Source organism: Streptomyces sp. NPDC034085 (assembly GCF_055575555.1).
Genome location: NZ_JBVISL010000007.1, coordinates 130,077 through 145,612, shown reverse-complemented (window position 1 = coordinate 145,612; position 15,536 = coordinate 130,077). Strand labels below are relative to the sequence as shown.

The window sequence follows — 15,536 nt, the reverse complement described above, 5'->3', positions numbered from 1 at the left end:
GTATTCCGGTTCACCGGCGGGCTCGAGCGGTCCTCAGGCGGGGAGCGAGTTGCGGTGCGAGCGCCGCCGGGCCGCGCTGAGCAGGGCCTGGATCTGGACGCCCGCCTGGCCGGCCTCGTCGAGGACGGAGGGGAAGGGCAGCCGCACGTCGCGGTGGCCGGCGCGCTCCTCCAGGCGCAGGGTGATCCCGTACCGGTCCAGGGCCAGCGGCAGCGCGCGGACGACGGCGGCCGAGGGCAGGGGGCGCGCCAGCCGCAGCAGCAGGGTCACCAGCTCGGGGTGGTCGTCCAGGAGGTGGGTGAGCATGCCCGCCTCGTACGGGGCCAGCGGGTCGGGCCGGGCCCCGTCCAGTTCCTCCAGCCCGATGTACGAGGTCCCCCGCGCGGTCTCCAGGACCGCCCGGCCGTACTCCACGCAGGCGGTGGCCCCCGGGGCGGAACCCTCGCCGGCCCAGGGCGTCAGCAGCCGGCCCAGGACGGTGACGCGGGCGCGCACCCGGTCGCGTACGGGCGTCGGGGCGACGTCGGTGAACTCCAGCCGGACGGCGGGCGCGGCACCGCCCGGCAGCGGGTCGGGGTCACCGGCGGCGGGCGCGGCGGGGTGGAGGTGCAGCCGGCCGAGCACGTCGCCGCCCTCGAGGTCGCGGACCTCGTGGCGCACCCCGTCGATCACCACCGTCATCGAGTGCGCGGCGGCCAGGACGGAGCGGACCCGTTCGGCCCCGGTGGGCGCGGCGGGCGGGGCGGCGGGGGCACCGGTCAGGCGCATGCGGATCTCTCCCTCGGCGAAGTGACTCAGGTAAGGCTAACCTAACTGATGTGTCGGTCGGGGAGTACCCCGCGGGCCAGCCGGCCCAGCGTCTCGGCGATCCGTGCGGGCGCGAAGCCGAGGGTGTGCCGCTGGAACTGGTAGACCTCCGGGGACAGCGGGCTCAGCAGGGCGTCCACGCTGACGTCGGGATCGGCGGCGCCGGCCTCCACCAGTACGACGCGGACGTGCTCGCGCCAGTGGCGGTACATGCCGCACGTGAACAGGGCCGGGCCCGGCCCGGTGACCAGCGCCAGTGGAAGGTGTCGCTCCAGGTGCTCCAGGGCCGCCGAGTAGAACGCCGCGAGCCGCTGCGCCGGGGGAGCGCCGGGCCCCAGCGGGGGCGGGCCGAAAGCGAGGCGCCCCCGCAGGATCCGCTCGTGCTCCTCGAGGAGGGCGGCGGCCACGGAGGCGGGATCGGGGAAGCGCCGGTAGAGCGTGGCCCGCCCCACGCCGGCCGCCTTGGCTATGTGGTCCATCGTCACGCCGCGGGGGTCCCCCTCGGTGAACAACTGCTCGGCGGCCGCGAGGATCTGCGCGCGGTTGCGGATGGCGTCCTCGCGCTGCCGGGGGTGCGGGAGCCGCCCACCGCGCCCGGGCGCGGCGTGCCGGGCGGGACCGGCGCCCTCGGTGTCGCGTAACGTGCGGACCTCGTCGCCATTGGTCATGGCGGCGACCCTACGTGCTCCGTGTCGGTGTTGGGCTGAACGGGTGAAACACGAGAGGATAGGGGGATGCACATGAAGCGCACGGCCGAGGCGGCCCGGTGAGCAGGTACGACGTCACCGACGAGCAGTGGGAGGGGCTCGCGCAGGTGGTACCCCTGCGCAGTCGCAACGAATGGCCCTCCCGGGTGGACCACCGCACCATCCCCAAGGCCCCCGGGGCGGCCGCGGCGGAACAGCGGCGCTTCGTGGTGATCCGGGTTCAGATCTTCGCCGACGCGCGGGAGGTGGCGGAGTACCTGATCGCGCAGATCCCCGTACTGCTGGACCTCACCGGCGCGGACAGCGAAGTGGCCAAGCGCATCCTCGACTTCAGCAGCGGCGTGGTCTTCGGCCTGGGCAGCGGCATGCACCGGGTCGACCGCAACGTCTTCCTGCTGGCGCCGGTCGGGACCGAGGTCGAGGGGATCGCGGCGGCGGCCGTCCCCCGATCGTAGGAAGGTCGCGGCGGCGGAACGGTTCGGCGGGCGCCCGCCGCCCCCGGCGGACCGTACCGTCCGGCCATGGACGCCACCCTGGACGCGGTGAGGCCCGGCCCACCCGCCGCCCCCGCCGACGCACCGCACCCCCGCACGGCCGCTGCTGACACCCCGTTACCGGACCTGGCCGGAGCCGCGGACGCGGCCGGGCCCGCCGGAGCCCCGGAGCCCCCGGAACCGGCCGAGCCCGCCGGAGCCCCGGAGCCCCCGGAGCCCACCGAGCCCGTCGCCGGAAGCCCGGAGCCCGCCGAGCCCGCCGCCGGAGCCGCGGAACCCGCCCGAGCCGCGGAGCCGCCGGAGGCCGCCGAGCCCGCGCCGGCGCCGGGTTGCGCTCCGGTGTCCGGGTCCGCGTCGGAGGGCGCCTCCGCCGGCGGAGGCGCTCCCGCTACGCCGCCGACTGCCGGCGCCGCCACCCCCTCCGGGACCGGGGCCGGTCCGGTCCGGCCCGCCGTGACCGAGTTGCGACTGTCCGCCTTCGGGGCGCACCGGGCGGCGGTGTTCCCGCTGGGCCCCGTGACGCTCTTCACCGGCCCCAGCGGCAGCGGCAAGTCCCAGGCCCTGGCCGCTTACGAGGCCCTGGCCGCCCTCGCCTCCGGGGCCACCCTGGGCGAGGTCTTCCCCGACCCCGTGTCCCGGGTGCCCGAGCGGGCCCTCCCCGACCGCGGCGGGCGGCGCGGCTTCCACATCGGCTGCACGGTGGACGGCCCGGCCGGCCCCGTCCGCCTCGACCTCGCGGTCCAGGCCGAGCCCGTGCTGCGCATCGCCGGCGAACGGCTCTCCCAGGACGGCCGGATCCTGCTCGCCACCGCCCTGCGCGACCCGCGCCGACGCACCGTCGAGGCCGCCTGGTTCACCGGCGGCACCGTCGGCCGGACCCGCGCCGCGCTGCCCGACGACCGGCTCGGCACCGTCCTGCTGCCGCTGCGCGTCGCCGGGTCCACCGCGGGGCAGCGCCGGGTCCTGGCCGCCGCCGAGCAGGTGGTGGTCGCACTGCGCTCGGTGTTCCCCTGCGATCCGCGCCCCGGCCGCATGCGGGAGCCCGTCCCGCCCGGGGAAGGTCGGCTGCGGACCGACTGCGGCAACCTCGCCGACGTGCTCCGCCGGACCCGGCACGAGTGCGGCACCCGCCACGCGCTGCTGGCCGGGGCGGCGCGGGCCGGGTGCGCCGGGCCGGTGGCGGGACTGGACGTACGGGCGGCCGCCGACGGCACCGGGCTCGTGACGGCCGTGCTCGACCGGGGCCCCGCCCGCCCCGCCACCGGCCTCGGCCGGCTCGGCGCGGGCGAACTGCGCTTCCTGGCACTGGCACTCGTCCTGCTCACCGGGCCCGGGGTGCTGGCCGTGGACCCGGCCGCCGAACTGCTCTCCGCCCGCCAGGCCCTCACCGTGCTCGCCGACGGCCTCGACCGCGGCCTGGACCGGCGGCAGGCGGCCGAGTTGCTGCGGCTGGCCCTGCTGTCCGGCGGGCGCGGTCACATCCGGCTGGTGGCATCGGTCGGCGAGGACACCGCGGGAACCGGGCGGGCTCTTCCCGGCGTCTCGGTGGTAGACCTGTCCCCATGAACGCTGCACCCGCGGGCGACGGTCCCGCTCAGCCGGACGGCGAACGGCTCTACCGGCTCCAGCGACGGCTGGCCGATTTCGCCGCAGCCCGGGACTGGGCCCCGTACCACACGCCCAAGAACCTGGCCGTGGCCCTGAGCGTGGAGGCCTCCGAACTGGTCGAGATCTTCCAGTGGCTGACACCGGAACAGTCGGCGGCGGTCATGGAAAAGCCGGAAAGCGCACAGAGGGTGGCGGACGAGGTGGCCGACGTGATGGCGTATCTGCTGCAGTTCTGTGAGGTTCTCGGGGTGGATGTGCTGGATGCGCTGGCGGCGAAGATCGAGAGGAACGAGCACCGCTTCCCGGTAACCGGCACTTCGACACCAGATCGTCACTCTTCGGAGTGATGGCGTCGTCCACAACCATGTTTGTGTCCACAGATTTCCGAATACCCCTGGCTTTACTGGCTCGTTGCCTTCACTCTGGGTAGTGGAGAACGGCGGGATGTCGTGCGGACGGGGGACGGCATATGGATGCGGTACGGCTCATCGCGGCCGGCCGGCACGCGCTGGCACGGAGCGGGGCGGCATGGGACATCGTGGGCGAGGCCTGGCAGGCCCAGGCGCTCGCGCACGGCATCGGGAGCTGGCTGGCGGTCACCGGACCGCCGGAGCTGAGAGCGGAGGCGGGGGGACTGGGGGAAGCCGGCGGCAGGGGCTGCGGGGTCATCGACCGCGCGGCCCTGTACGCCGAGGGCAGACCGCCCGAACAGCCGCCGAGAGCGGTGCAGCTGACCGGCGTGGCCGACGTACGGCAGGCGCTCCTCGGGCTCCAGGAGCTGCTCGGCGAGGTCGGCATAGCGCTCGTCGGGGTGGCCTGCGCGACGGACGACGAGGGTCTGTACTGGCAGTGCATAGAGTCGATCGACGCGGCGGACGAGTCGAGCGACCGGGTGCGGGCGCTGCTGCGCCGGATGGCGTCGGTGCGCGAGCGGGGATCGGCGTCGGGAGTGAGCTGAGCCCGCCGGGCCAGCGATAGCGGGGCTCGGCGGCTCCGTGCCCGGGCGGTCCGGCGGCGGAGGAGCGGTGCGCCGCCGAACGGCACCGCGCCGGCGCGGCGGCGCGGTCATGCGGCTGTGGGGTCCCGCCGCGCGTGACGGGACCCCCGCACGGTCAGACGGACCGGTCGGAGTGGCGGTCGGAGCGGAGCCCGCCGTCGTACGCGGGGCCGCCCGGGGCCGCCGGCGCGGCCGGAGGAGTGCGGTCCGCGGAGTGCTGGAGGTCGGCGTCGAGCTGGGAGAGGTCGGCGTTCAGCGCCGCCATCAGCTCCTCCATCTGCTGGAGCAGGCCCTTCGGCGCGCCGCCCTGGGCGGGGGCCGGGGACTCCTGGCGTGCGTGGTCGTGTGCTGCCTGTCCGGTCTGTCCTGGATGCTCGGGCACGGACTCGTGGGACATGGCGGCCTCCTCGGCCCTGGCCCCTCCGGTGCGGAAGGGGGCGGTGGACGCGTCGGCGCAAGGCCGCCGGCGCGCGGGCCGGGCGGTCCGGCTCCGTCCGAGCCAACGATCTCCATCGGCGCTGGTCACTGGCGGGGCGGGGGGCGGACCTCCCGGTTGACGCAGATTCACCCGGCAGGGGCGGGGAGGGCAGGATGGGAGGCATGGACCTCCGCATTTTCACCGAACCCCAGCAGGGCGCCGACTACGACACCCTCCTGACCGTCGCCAAGGCCACCGAAGACCTCGGCTTCGACGCGTTCTTCCGCTCGGACCACTACCTCCGGATGGGCTCCGTCGACGGCCTGCCGGGTCCCACCGACGCCTGGATCACCCTCGCGGGCCTGGCCCGCGAGACCCGGCGGATCCGGCTGGGCACGCTGATGACGGCCGGTACCTTCCGGCTGCCCGGCGTGCTCGCGATCCAGGTGGCCCAGGTCGACCAGATGTCCGGCGGCCGGGTGGAACTCGGCCTGGGCGCAGGCTGGTTCGAGGAAGAGCACAAGGCCTACGGGATCCCCTTCCCGGCGGAGCGGATGGCCCGGCTGGAGGAGCAGCTGGCCATCGTCACCGGCCTGTGGGCCACCGAGCCCGGTGCGGTCTTCGACTACCGAGGCGTCCACTACCAGGTGGAGAAGTCACCGGCCCTGCCCAAGCCCGCCCAGGCCAAGGTGCCCGTCCTCATCGGCGGCCACGGCGCCCGGCGCACGCCCCGCCTGGCCGCCCGGTACGCGGACGAGTTCAACATGCCGTTCGCCTCGGTCGAGGACAGCCGCCGCCAGTTCGCCCGGGTCAGGGAGGCCGCCGCCGAGGCCGGGCGCGCGGCGGACGCGCTCGTCTACTCCAACGCCCTGGTGGTGTGCGTCGGCAAGGACGACGCCGAGGTCGCCCGTCGCGCCGCCGCCATCGGGCGCGAGGTGGACGAACTGAAGGCCAACGGCCTCGCCGGTTCTCCGGACGAGGTCGTCGAGAAGCTCGGCACCTACGCCGCCATCGGCTCCTCGCGCGTCTACCTCCAGGTCCTCGACCTCGACGACCTGGACCACCTGGAGCTGATCTCCAGCCAGGTCCTGTCCCAGCTCGGCTAGGAGGGGGTCGGCGATGCCCCGTGCGACCGGCCCGCTCGCCGGAGCCCTCGCCCGCAGGGCCGTACTCCTGGACGGCGGGCTGAGCAACCAGCTCGCCGCCCAGGGCTGCGACCTGTCCGGGGGCATGTGGACGGGCCGGGTGCTCGCCGAACGCCCCGACCAGGTGGAAGCCGCGCACACGGCGTACGCCCGGGCCGGCGCCGAGGTGCTGATCACCGCGAGCTACCAGGTCGGGCAGCACCCCGCCCTGCTGGAGCGCGGGGTGCGGGTGGCCGCGGACGCGGCGCGGGCCGCCGGGCACGAGGTCTGGGTGGCCGCCTCGGTGGGCCCGTACGGGGCGGTGCTCGCGGACGGCTCGGAGTACCGCGGCCGGTACGGCCTCACGGTGGAGGAGCTGGCCGCCTTCCACCGGCCCCGGATCGGGGCGCTGCTGGCGGCGGGTCCGGACGTGCTGGCCCTGGAGACCGTCCCGGACACCGAGGAGGCCGAGGCCCTGCTGCGGGTCCTGGCCGGGACGGGAGCCCGCGCCTGGCTCGGCTACACCGTCGCCGGCGGTCGTACCCGGGCCGGACAGCCCCTCGCGGAGGCCTTCGCCCTGGCGGCGGCCGCCCCCGAGGTGATCGCGGTCGGCGTCAACTGCTGCGATCCCGCCGACGTGCTGCCCGCTCTGGAGGCCGCCGCCTCCGTCACCGCGAAGCCGCTGGTCGCCTACCCCAACGACGGCTCCGTCTGGGACGCGGCCACCGGGACCTGGAACTCCCCTCCCGCGCGGGTCCGTTGGCCCGTCGAGGCCTGGCGCACGGCGGGTGCCCGCCTCATCGGCGGCTGCTGCCGCATCGGCCCGGACCGCATCGCCGCCCTGGCCGCCCGTCTGGCCTGACCCGGCCCGCCCGGGGACGCGGGCAAGAGTGCCCGGCCGACTATCACTCGATCGGGTGAAGTGCCTTTCTGGGGGGCTCCCGCTGGGATAGGCAGGAGGGATGAAGCGCACCAGCAGGACGGGCGCCGCCGCCAGGCGCCGCATCACCCGCTCCCGGGCGTGCGGGGAGAAGAAGCAGTTCGCGAACGAGGCCGCCGCGGAACACGCCGCGAGCGAGATGAACCGCATCCAGCCGTGGCAGCACGAGCGGATCGCCTACCTGTGCCCGTACAGCGGCAGCGAGCCGCACTGGCACATCGGCCGCCCGCTGAACATCCCCAAGCAGCGCTGAGTGAAGCCCGTTGCGGTTCCCGGGCACCGGAGGCCGCACCGCACCCAGGGCCGCCGCGGCCCGCCGCACCGGCCCGCGGCGGCGCGTGAGCCGCAGCCCGTGAGCCGCGCCCCGCCGGCCGCGCCCCGCGAGCGGGGCTCCGCGTAAAGGCGCGCCGTAAAGCGGAGGCCCCCGTACGGCCCGGAATTAGGTCGTATGGGGGAACTTTCGCGCGGAAGCCCCGGGAAAGCGGCGGCGGGATCGTTCATCCAGGGCAGCGGAGTGTCCGCGACCCAGGAAGGACGGAACGTCACCTATGAAGATGACCGCGCGCGGAAGCATTGCGGCGCTCATGACCTGTATGGCCGCGGCCGCCGCGGCCTCCCCCGCCGCAGCCGACTCGGTCCCGGTGGGTGTCCCGCTCGAGGCCGTGGAGACCACCCTCGGTGTGGCCGCCCCGCACCTGGCCACCGGCGTCCCGGTGCCGATCGTCGGTGCCCCGGAGGCGCCGCGCTACCACACGGGGAACCTGCTGCCGGCCCCACTGCTCCCGATGGTGCCGATCGCCGCCGACCTCGGGGCCACCCGGCTCAGCTCCGCGGTCCCCAACCTCGCCGGGGAGCCGGCGACCGACGGCGTGGGCTCCCTGGAGTCCCCGGCGAGCACCCTGCGCACCCGCACCCCGGGCGCGAACGTCGGCGCCCCGCTGACCATGCCGGACGGCGGCAACTTCGGGCTCCCCAACCTGACCGCCCCGGACCTCGGCCTGATCGCCCCGGAAGTGGTCGGCGCCCCGACGGCACTTCTCGGCCTGCGCTGAGCCGGGAAAGCCGACTCGAGGTCAAAAGGCCGCCCGGTCTGGGAACGTGTACGGCATGGGATTCCACGTCGACTCCGAGACCGGGCGGCTGCGCCGCGTCATCCTCCACCGGCCCGACCTGGAGCTGAAGCGGCTCACACCGAGCAACAAGGACGCCCTGCTCTTCGACGACGTGCTGTGGGTGCGCCGGGCCCGCCAGGAGCACGACGGCTTCGCGGACGTGCTGCGCGACCGGGGCGTCGCCGTCCACCTCTTCGGCGACCTGCTGCGGGAGGCCCTCGACATCCCCGAGGCACGGCACCTCGTACTGGACCGGGTCTTCGACGAGAAGGAGTACGGCCCGCTCGCCACGGACCACCTGCGCTCGGTCTTCGACGGGCTGTCCTCGGCCGCCCTCGCGGAGGCGCTGGTCGGCGGCATGACCAAGCGGGAGTTCCTGGAACGGCACGCGGAGCCGCTCTCGGTGCGCTTCCACGCCCTGGAGATGGACGGCTTCCTGCTGGGACCGCTGCCCAACCACCTGTTCACCCGCGACACCTCCGCCTGGATCTACGACGGGGTGTCCATCAACGCCATGCGCTGGCCCGCCCGCCAGCGCGAGACGGTCCACTTCGAGGCGATCTACCGGCACCACCCGCTCTTCACCGGCTCCGGCCCCTTCCACTACTGGTCGCAGGGCCAGGCGGACTACCCCTCGACCATCGAGGGCGGGGACGTCCTGGTCATCGGCAACGGCGCGGTGCTCATCGGGATGAGCGAGCGGACCACCCCGCAGGCGGTGGAGATGCTCGCCCGGGGCCTCTTCGCGGCCGGCTCGGCGACGGTCATCGTGGCCCTGGACATGCCCAAGCGGCGGGCCTTCATGCATCTGGACACGGTGATGACGATGGTGGACGCAGATACGTTCACTCAGTACGCCGGGCTCGGCATGCTGCGCTCCTACACGATCCGCCCGGGCGACGGCCCGAGCGAGCTGCGGGTCAGCGACCACCCGCCGGAGCAGATGCACCGGGCCATCGCCGAGGCCCTCGGCCTGGACAGGGTGCGGGTGCTCACCGCCACGCAGGACGTGCACGCCGCCGAGCGCGAGCAGTGGGACGACGGGTGCAACGTGCTGGCCGTCGAGCCGGGGGTGGTCGTCGCCTACGAGCGGAACGTCACCACCAACACCCACCTGCGCAAGGAGGGCATCGAGGTCATCGAGATCCCGGGCAGCGAGCTGGGGCGGGGCCGCGGCGGACCGCGCTGCATGAGCTGCCCCGTGGAGCGGGACGCCGGGTGAGCGGGATGCGTCCGCCGCAGCGGCGCGACGCCGTGTGATGTGATCCACGAAGCCGTATATCAATACAGAGGATCGTATAGACTTCCAGTCATCCCCTGTCAGCGCACACTGGAGCGTCCCATGGCCACCGACCTCTTCGGCCGCAGTTTCCTCAAGGAGCTCGACTTCACCGCCGCCGAGTTCCGCGGCCTCGTCGAGCTCGCAGCCGAACTCAAGGCGGCCAAGAAGGCCGGCACCGAGCAGCGCCGGCTCCAGGGCAAGAACCTCGCCCTGATCTTCGAGAAGACCTCCACGCGCACCCGCTGCGCCTTCGAGGTCGCCGCCGCCGACCAGGGCGCCCACACCGTCTACCTCGACCCGTCCGGCTCGCAGATCGGCCACAAGGAGTCCGTCCGGGACACGGCGCGGGTGCTCGGCCGGATGTTCGACGGCATCGAGTACCGCGGCGACAGCCAGCAGGCGGTCGAGGAGCTCGCCGCCTTCTCCGGCGTGCCCGTCTTCAACGGACTCACCGATGACTGGCACCCGACCCAGATGCTCGCCGACGTGCTCACCATGACCGAGCACTGCGCCAAGCCGCTGGAGCGCACCGCCTTCGCCTACCTGGGCGACGCCCGCTTCAACATGGGCAACTCCTACCTGGTGACCGGGGCGCTGCTGGGTATGGACGTGCGCATCGTCGCGCCGAAGGCGTTCTGGCCCGCCGAGGCCGTCGTGGCGCGGGCCCGGGAGCTGGCCGCGGCCAGCGGGGCGCGGATCACGCTGACCGAGGAGGTCGCCGAGGGCGTGGCGCAGGCCGACTTCGTGGCCACGGACGTCTGGGTGTCGATGGGGGAGCCCAAGGAGGTCTGGGACCAGCGGATCGAGGCGCTGGCCCCGTACGCCGTCACGATGGACGTGCTGCGGGCGACCGGTAACCCGGACGTGAAGTTCCTGCACTGCCTGCCCGCCTACCACGACCTGGGCACCAAGGTGGCCCGGGAGGTCCACGAGCGGCACGGACTGGACTCGCTGGAGGTCACGGACGAGGTGTTCGAGTCCGCGCACTCCGTCGTCTTCGACGAGGCGGAGAACCGGCTGCACACCATCAAGGCCGTGCTCGTCGCGACGCTCGCCGCGCCGACGGCCTAGCCCACGGGTCACTCTCGAGCGGCCCCCGCATAGTCATGCGGGGGCCGCGGACTCCGCGGTCGTCGCCCGCGCCGAGACCGCCGCCAGGGTGAACCAGACGGCCTTGCCGCGCGCGGTGGGCCGGTGGCCGCAGGCGGAGCTGAGGGTCCGGATCAGCAGCAGCCCGCGGCCGTGCTCCTGCCAGGGGTCGGGGAAGCCGGCGCCGGGGCGGGCGAGGAGGTCACCGGGCGGCTCGGGATCGCCGTCGTGCACCTCGACCTGGCAGCCGTTCGCCCGCAGCTCCACGACCAGCTCGATCGGGGCTCCCCCCGCGGTGTGCTCGACGGCGTTGGCCACCAGCTCGGCGGTCAGCAGCTCCGCGGTGTCGCTGTCGGGGGCCCGCTCGGCGTCGGTCAGCGCGGTGCGGACCAGAGCGCGGGCCAGGGGCACGGCGGCCGTCGTGTGCGGGAGGGCGATCCGCCAGGCGGAGGCGTCGTGCACGGCGGGGTCCGTCCTTCCGTGAGGGAGAGGGGCGAGGCGCGCCGGGCTGCCGCCCGGGGGCGGCGCGCACCGGCGCGAGGAAATCTCGTATTCAACGATACGAAGTGGAACCGTGGCTCCGTAGGGCACCCCGGCGCAGCGGCCCGGGACCACGGTGGGCGGGCCGGGGGACTTCCGGCCCGTGCGCCCGCCGTCCGGACGCATCTTGTCGCGTTTCTCTGACGGTAGTCACAAGTCGGTGATAACTTCGATCGTGTGAGCCCCTTCACCGGTTCCACACCAGCGACCGAACGGTGGCGCCACCTGCGGGTGACCCGGCAGGACGGCGTGGCCACCGTCACCCTCGACCGCCCCGAGAAGCTGAACGCGCTCACCTTCGGCGCCTACGCCGACCTGCGCGATCTGCTCGCCGAACTGTCCCGGACCCGTTCCGTCCGCGCCCTCGTCCTGGCCGGCGAGGGGCGCGGTTTCTGCTCCGGCGGAGACGTGGACGAGATCATCGGCGCCACCCTCGACATGGACACCGCCCAGCTCCTCGACTTCAACCGGATGACCGGCCAGGTGGTGCGCGCGATCCGCGAATGCCCCTTCCCGGTCGTCGCCGCCGTGCACGGCGTGGCCGCCGGCGCCGGAGCGGTGCTCGCCCTCGCCGCCGACTTCCGCATCGCCGACCCCTCCGCCCGCTTCGCCTTCCTCTTCACCCGCGTCGGCCTCTCCGGCGGGGACATGGGCGCCGCCTACCTGCTGCCCCGGGTCGTGGGCCTCGGCCACGCCACCCGGCTCCTGATGCTCGGAGAGCCCGTACGCGCCGCCGAGGCCGAGCGGATCGGCCTGCTCAGCGAGCTGGTCGACGAGGGCAAGGCCGACGCCCGGGCCGCCGAACTGGCCGCCCACCTCGCCGCCGGGCCCGCCCTCGCGTACGCCCAGACCAAGGCCCTGCTCACCGCCGAGCTGGACATGCCCCTGGCCGCCTCCGTGGAACTGGACGCCAACACCCAGGCCCTGCTGATGAACGGCCAGGACTACGCCGAGTTCCACGCCGCGTTCACCGCGAAGCGGCCCCCGGAGTGGAAGGGCAGGTAGCCCCATGTCCGCGAGCGCCATGAGGACGGCCGTCGTCGGCGGCGGACCGGGCGGGCTCTACGCCGCCGCGCTGCTGGCCCGCCGCGGGCACGCGGTCGAGGTGTGGGAACGCAACGCGCCCGACGACACGTTCGGCTTCGGGGTGGTGCTGTCGGACGAGACCCTCGGCGGCATCGAACGGGCCGATACCGCCGTGCACGCCGCCCTGGCCGCCGAGTTCGTGCGCTGGGACGACGTGGACGTCGTCCACCGGGGCCGGCTGCTGACCTCCGGCGGCCACGGCTTCGCCGCCCTCGGCCGGCGCCGGCTGCTGGAGATCCTGCACGAGCGCTGCGCCGCCCTCGGAGTCCGCCTGCGCTTCCGCACCGAGGCGCCCGACGCCTTCGAACTGGCGAACGCGTACGACCTGGTGGTCGCCGCGGACGGAGTGCACAGCGCCACCCGCGCGCGCGGAGCCGCCCGCTTCCGGCCCACCGAGACCCCCGGGCGCTGCCGCTACATCTGGCTCGCCGCCGACTTCGCCCTCGACTCCTTCCGCTTCGAGATCGCGGAGACCGAGCACGGCGTCATGCAGCTGCACGGCTACCCGTACGCGGCCGACGCCTCCACGGTGATCGTGGAGATGCGCGAGGAGGTGTGGCGGGCCGCGGGCCTCGACCTGTGCGACGAGGCCGAGTCCGTCTCCCGCTGCGCCAAGACGTTCGGGGAGGCCCTGCGCGGCCGGCCGCTGCACGGCAACCGCTCGGCGTGGACCCGCTTCCGCACCGTCGTCAACGAGCACTGGTCGCACGGCAACGTGGTGCTGCTCGGCGACGCGGCGCACACCGCGCACTTCTCCATCGGCTCCGGGACCAAGCTCGCCGTCGAGGACGCCCTCGCCCTCGCCGAAGCCCTGGACCGGCAGCCGGACGTCCCCTCCGCCCTGGCCGCCTACGAGGAGGAGCGGCGTCCGGCGGTGGCCAGCACCCAGCGCGCCGCGGCCGCCAGCATGCGCTGGTTCGAGGAACTCGCCGGGTACGTCGACCAGCCCGCCCGGCAGTTCGCCTTCAACCTGCTCACCCGCAGCCGCCGGGTCACCCACGACAACCTCCGGCTGCGCGACGAGCGGTTCACCCGCGCGGTGGAACGCGACTTCGGTTGCCCCGAGGACGCGGCCGGGGCGGGAACCCCGCCCATGTTCACCCCGTTCACCCTGCGCGGGCTCACCCTGCGCAACCGCGTCGTGGTCTCGCCGATGGACGTGTACTCCGCCCGCGAGGGCGTGCCCGGCGACTTCCACCTCGTCCACCTGGGCGGGCGGGCCCTCGGGGGAGCCGGGCTCGTCATGACGGAGATGGTGTGCGTCAGCGCGGAGGGCCGGATCACCCCCGGCTGCGCCGGCCTGTGGACCGCGGAGCAGGCGGCCGCCTGGAAGCGGATCGCCGACTTCGTCCACACCAGCGCGCCCGGTACCGCCCTCGGCGTCCAGCTCGGCCACTCCGGCCGCAAGGGCTCGACCCGCCTGATGTGGGAGGGCATGGACGAACCGCTCCCGGACGGCAACTGGCCCCTGGTCGCCGCCTCCGCGCTGCCGTACAAGCCCGGGGTGTCCGCCGTCCCGCGCGCCCTGGAGGCCGCCGACCTCGCCGCGATCCGCTCCGACTTCGCGGCGGCCGCGCTACGGGCCGCCGACTGCGGCTTCGACCTGCTGGAACTGCACTGCGCCCACGGCTACCTGCTGTCCGGGTTCCTCTCCCCGCTCACCAACCACCGCGACGACGCCTACGGCGGCACCCTGGAGAACCGGCTGCGCTTCCCCCTGGAGGTCTTCGACGCGGTCCGCGAGGTCTGGCCCGAGGAGCGCCCGATGACGGTCCGGCTCTCCGCCACCGACTGGGCGCCCGGCGGCACCACCCCGGAGGAGGCCGAACGGATCGCGGCCGCCTTCGCCGCCCACGGCGCCGACGCCGTCGACGTCTCCACCGGACAGGTCGTCGCCGAGGAGACCCCGGAGTTCGGGCGCTCGTACCAGACCCCCTACGCCGACCGGATCCGCAACGCGCTGGGCGTCCCCGTCATCGCCGTCGGCGCGATCTCCTCCTGGGACGACGTCAACTCCCTGCTGCTGGCCGGACGCGCCGACCTCTGCGCGCTGGGCCGCCCCCACCTGTACGACCCGCACTGGACGCTGCACGCGGCCGCCGAACAGGGGTACGCCGGCCCGGGCGCGCCCTGGCCGGCCCCGTACCGGGCCGGCAGCCGCAAGCCCCCGACCGGAAAGGGCTGACGCGCCGCCTCGTCATCCGGACCGACCTGACCGTGTCGCCCGAGGGGAAGGCCACCGCCGACGCCCTGCCGGCGACGGTCCTCGACCAGGTCTACCGGGGCCTGGCGTTCCCCACCGTCACCGACTCCGGCCGAGCGCCTTCCCCCGGCCCCTCCAGCACGACCCGGTCCTCGACCGGGACGTAGCCCAGGCGCTGGTAGAGGCCGTTGCTGGTGGGGTTGGCCAGGTCGGTGAAGAGCAGCACCCGCTCCGCGCCCGCCGCGTACGCCGCCCCGCTCGCCGCGTGCGTCACCCCGGCGGCGTACCCGCGGCCCCGCTCGGCGGGCGGGGTGTAGACCGGCCCGATCCGCGAGACGCCGGCGATCGGGCGGGAGAACCCGGCCAGGGACACCGGGGTGCCGCCGTGCTCCCAGAGCAGGCAGCCGCCGTAGGAGATCCGGTCGCGCAGGGCCGCTTCGGAGGGGGTGCCGGGCAGCGCGCACTCCCGGTTGAACGCCCCGACCCACTCCAGCAGCAGCGGCAGGTCCGCCTCGGCGGCGGGGCGGCCGCGGCCCTCGGGGACCGGGTCCGGGGCGAGGAGCCCGGTCAGCACGTAGAGCCGGTTCTCCTCCGCGACGCGGGCCGGCGCCCCCCAGATGCCGGCCAGCGCCGACGCGTCGGCCCGGCGGGCGTTCAGGCTGCCGGTCCCGGCGAGCAGCGGCTCGGAGGCGAAGACCCGGGCCAGCGCGCCGACCGCCTTGGCGGGCAGCGCCCCGAGCAGCAGCGGGAAGGGCGGGGTGCGCAGCAGGGCCCCGGCGACGCGCCCGTCGGCCCCGGTCCACCAGCCGAAGACGGGGTCGGCGGGGCCGAAGGCGTGCGGGCCGCGCCGCTCCAGGGCGTCGGTGACGGTCAGCAGGACGGTGTTGACGACGGGCTGCGCGGCCACGGCGGGGCGCGCGGCAGCCAGATAGGCCGCCAGATCAGAGCTGAAGGTCCATGTCATGCCCCATCGTGGCGGGCCGGGAAGCGGTCCGCACCGGGTTTTCGCCCCGGCCTGCGAGTGTGCATGGCGGCCGTGCGTGGCGGCCGTGTGGGAGGGGGTCGGCGGGCGTGCGGGGGCCCCGGTCCGCGCGCTCCCCCGCGTGGGGGAGGTGATCCCCCGCGCGGG

17 protein-coding genes are annotated in these 15,536 nt (G+C 74.8%); 12 read left to right on the top strand and 5 right to left on the bottom strand.

Features of this window, described 5'->3' with window-relative positions; genetic code table 11:
- Window positions 1-33: 33 nt before the first annotated feature.
- Both ACZ501_RS23945 and ACZ501_RS23940 read right to left on the bottom strand, forming a co-directional pair.
- A complete protein-coding gene (locus tag ACZ501_RS23945) occupies window positions 34-768 on the bottom strand; it encodes a DUF2470 domain-containing protein (RefSeq protein WP_468797915.1) in 735 nt (244 codons plus the stop codon).
- Between the two features lie 41 nt (window positions 769-809).
- A complete protein-coding gene (locus ACZ501_RS23940; protein WP_361596463.1) occupies window positions 810-1,475 on the bottom strand; it encodes a TetR/AcrR family transcriptional regulator in 666 nt (221 codons plus the stop codon).
- Window positions 1,476-1,573: 98 nt separating this feature from the next.
- On the opposite strand from ACZ501_RS23940, the gene ACZ501_RS23935 reads away from it, so the two are divergent.
- The 4 genes from ACZ501_RS23935 (at window position 1,574) to ACZ501_RS23920 (ending at window position 4,574) form a co-directional block, all read left to right on the top strand.
- A complete protein-coding gene (locus ACZ501_RS23935) occupies window positions 1,574-1,969 on the top strand; it encodes a cell division protein SepF (RefSeq protein WP_125606022.1) in 396 nt (131 codons plus the stop codon).
- 378 nt (window positions 1,970-2,347) lie between these two features.
- A complete protein-coding gene (locus tag ACZ501_RS23930) occupies window positions 2,348-3,574 on the top strand; it encodes an AAA family ATPase (protein WP_468798166.1) in 1,227 nt (408 codons plus the stop codon).
- On the top strand, window positions 3,571-3,963 hold the full coding sequence (locus ACZ501_RS23925; RefSeq protein ID WP_361596456.1) for a nucleotide pyrophosphohydrolase: 393 nt from the start codon (window positions 3,571-3,573) through the stop codon (window positions 3,961-3,963). The genes ACZ501_RS23930 and ACZ501_RS23925 overlap by 4 nt, the downstream gene beginning before the upstream one ends.
- Window positions 3,964-4,085: 122 nt before the next feature.
- On the top strand, window positions 4,086-4,574 hold the full coding sequence (locus ACZ501_RS23920; protein ID WP_361596453.1) for a DUF6099 family protein: 489 nt from the start codon (window positions 4,086-4,088) through the stop codon (window positions 4,572-4,574).
- Between the two features lie 154 nt (window positions 4,575-4,728).
- On the opposite strand, the gene ACZ501_RS23915 is transcribed toward ACZ501_RS23920, so the two are convergent.
- Entirely contained in the window at window positions 4,729-5,010 is a 282-nt protein-coding gene (locus ACZ501_RS23915) for a hypothetical protein (RefSeq protein WP_361596450.1), read from the bottom strand.
- A gap of 203 nt (window positions 5,011-5,213) precedes the next feature.
- Here ACZ501_RS23915 and ACZ501_RS23910 point away from each other — a divergent pair, with 203 nt between their 5' ends.
- The 6 genes from ACZ501_RS23910 to argF all read left to right on the top strand — a co-directional run bounded on the left by ACZ501_RS23910 (window position 5,214) and on the right by argF (window position 10,560).
- On the top strand, window positions 5,214-6,137 hold the full coding sequence (locus ACZ501_RS23910; protein WP_468797912.1) for an LLM class F420-dependent oxidoreductase: 924 nt from the start codon (window positions 5,214-5,216) through the stop codon (window positions 6,135-6,137).
- A gap of 13 nt (window positions 6,138-6,150) precedes the next feature.
- Entirely contained in the window at window positions 6,151-7,017 is an 867-nt protein-coding gene (mmuM, locus tag ACZ501_RS23905) for a homocysteine S-methyltransferase (protein ID WP_468797909.1), read from the top strand.
- A gap of 100 nt (window positions 7,018-7,117) precedes the next feature.
- Window positions 7,118-7,348 (top strand): hypothetical protein, encoded by a 231-nt coding sequence (locus ACZ501_RS23900; protein WP_361596441.1) that lies wholly within the window; start codon window positions 7,118-7,120, stop codon window positions 7,346-7,348.
- Between the two features lie 301 nt (window positions 7,349-7,649).
- Window positions 7,650-8,147 (top strand): hypothetical protein, encoded by a 498-nt coding sequence (locus tag ACZ501_RS23895; protein WP_468797906.1) that lies wholly within the window; start codon window positions 7,650-7,652, stop codon window positions 8,145-8,147.
- A 55-nt stretch (window positions 8,148-8,202) separates the two neighbouring features.
- A complete protein-coding gene (locus tag ACZ501_RS23890; protein ID WP_361596435.1) occupies window positions 8,203-9,429 on the top strand; it encodes an arginine deiminase in 1,227 nt (408 codons plus the stop codon).
- A 120-nt stretch (window positions 9,430-9,549) separates the two neighbouring features.
- Window positions 9,550-10,560, top strand: coding sequence for an ornithine carbamoyltransferase (gene argF / locus ACZ501_RS23885; protein ID WP_468797903.1), 1,011 nt, complete (start codon window positions 9,550-9,552; stop codon window positions 10,558-10,560).
- Window positions 10,561-10,593: 33 nt separating this feature from the next.
- Here argF and ACZ501_RS23880 read toward each other — a convergent pair whose 3' ends face one another.
- Window positions 10,594-11,040 carry an ATP-binding protein gene (locus ACZ501_RS23880; protein WP_468797900.1) on the bottom strand — a complete coding sequence of 149 codons (447 nt, stop codon included), beginning with the start codon at window positions 11,038-11,040 and terminating at the stop codon, window positions 10,594-10,596.
- A 255-nt stretch (window positions 11,041-11,295) separates the two neighbouring features.
- Here ACZ501_RS23880 and ACZ501_RS23875 point away from each other — a divergent pair, with 255 nt between their 5' ends.
- Both ACZ501_RS23875 and ACZ501_RS23870 read left to right on the top strand, forming a co-directional pair.
- Complete coding sequence (locus tag ACZ501_RS23875; RefSeq protein ID WP_361596426.1) at window positions 11,296-12,123, top strand: enoyl-CoA hydratase family protein; 828 nt, start codon at window positions 11,296-11,298, stop codon at window positions 12,121-12,123.
- Window positions 12,124-12,127: 4 nt separating this feature from the next.
- Entirely contained in the window at window positions 12,128-14,389 is a 2,262-nt protein-coding gene (locus ACZ501_RS23870) for a bifunctional salicylyl-CoA 5-hydroxylase/oxidoreductase (RefSeq protein WP_362455265.1), read from the top strand.
- Between the two features lie 91 nt (window positions 14,390-14,480).
- Here ACZ501_RS23870 and ACZ501_RS23865 read toward each other — a convergent pair whose 3' ends face one another.
- Complete coding sequence (locus ACZ501_RS23865; RefSeq protein ID WP_468797897.1) at window positions 14,481-15,371, bottom strand: GNAT family N-acetyltransferase; 891 nt, start codon at window positions 15,369-15,371, stop codon at window positions 14,481-14,483.
- Between the last annotated feature and the right edge of the window lie 165 nt (window positions 15,372-15,536).

Bases quoted from the DNA above. Each gene is read 5' to 3' on its own strand.
- ACZ501_RS23900 (WP_361596441.1), top strand. From the start codon at position 7,118: ATGAAGCGCACCAGCAGGACGGGCGCCGCCGCCAGGCGCCGCATCACC.
- ACZ501_RS23890 (WP_361596435.1), top strand. From the start codon at position 8,203: ATGGGATTCCACGTCGACTCCGAGACCGGGCGGCTGCGCCGCGTCATC.
- ACZ501_RS23895 (WP_468797906.1), top strand. From the start codon at position 7,650: ATGACCGCGCGCGGAAGCATTGCGGCGCTCATGACCTGTATGGCCGCG.
- ACZ501_RS23945 (WP_468797915.1), bottom strand. From the start codon at position 768: ATGCGCCTGACCGGTGCCCCCGCCGCCCCGCCCGCCGCGCCCACCGGG.
- ACZ501_RS23925 (WP_361596456.1), top strand. From the start codon at position 3,571: ATGAACGCTGCACCCGCGGGCGACGGTCCCGCTCAGCCGGACGGCGAA.
- ACZ501_RS23940 (WP_361596463.1), bottom strand. From the start codon at position 1,475: ATGACCAATGGCGACGAGGTCCGCACGTTACGCGACACCGAGGGCGCC.
- ACZ501_RS23865 (WP_468797897.1), bottom strand. From the start codon at position 15,371: ATGACATGGACCTTCAGCTCTGATCTGGCGGCCTATCTGGCTGCCGCG.
- mmuM (WP_468797909.1), top strand. From the start codon at position 6,151: ATGCCCCGTGCGACCGGCCCGCTCGCCGGAGCCCTCGCCCGCAGGGCC.
- ACZ501_RS23910 (WP_468797912.1), top strand. From the start codon at position 5,214: ATGGACCTCCGCATTTTCACCGAACCCCAGCAGGGCGCCGACTACGAC.
- ACZ501_RS23915 (WP_361596450.1), bottom strand. From the start codon at position 5,010: ATGTCCCACGAGTCCGTGCCCGAGCATCCAGGACAGACCGGACAGGCA.
- ACZ501_RS23920 (WP_361596453.1), top strand. From the start codon at position 4,086: ATGGATGCGGTACGGCTCATCGCGGCCGGCCGGCACGCGCTGGCACGG.
- argF (WP_468797903.1), top strand. From the start codon at position 9,550: ATGGCCACCGACCTCTTCGGCCGCAGTTTCCTCAAGGAGCTCGACTTC.
- ACZ501_RS23870 (WP_362455265.1), top strand. From the start codon at position 12,128: ATGTCCGCGAGCGCCATGAGGACGGCCGTCGTCGGCGGCGGACCGGGC.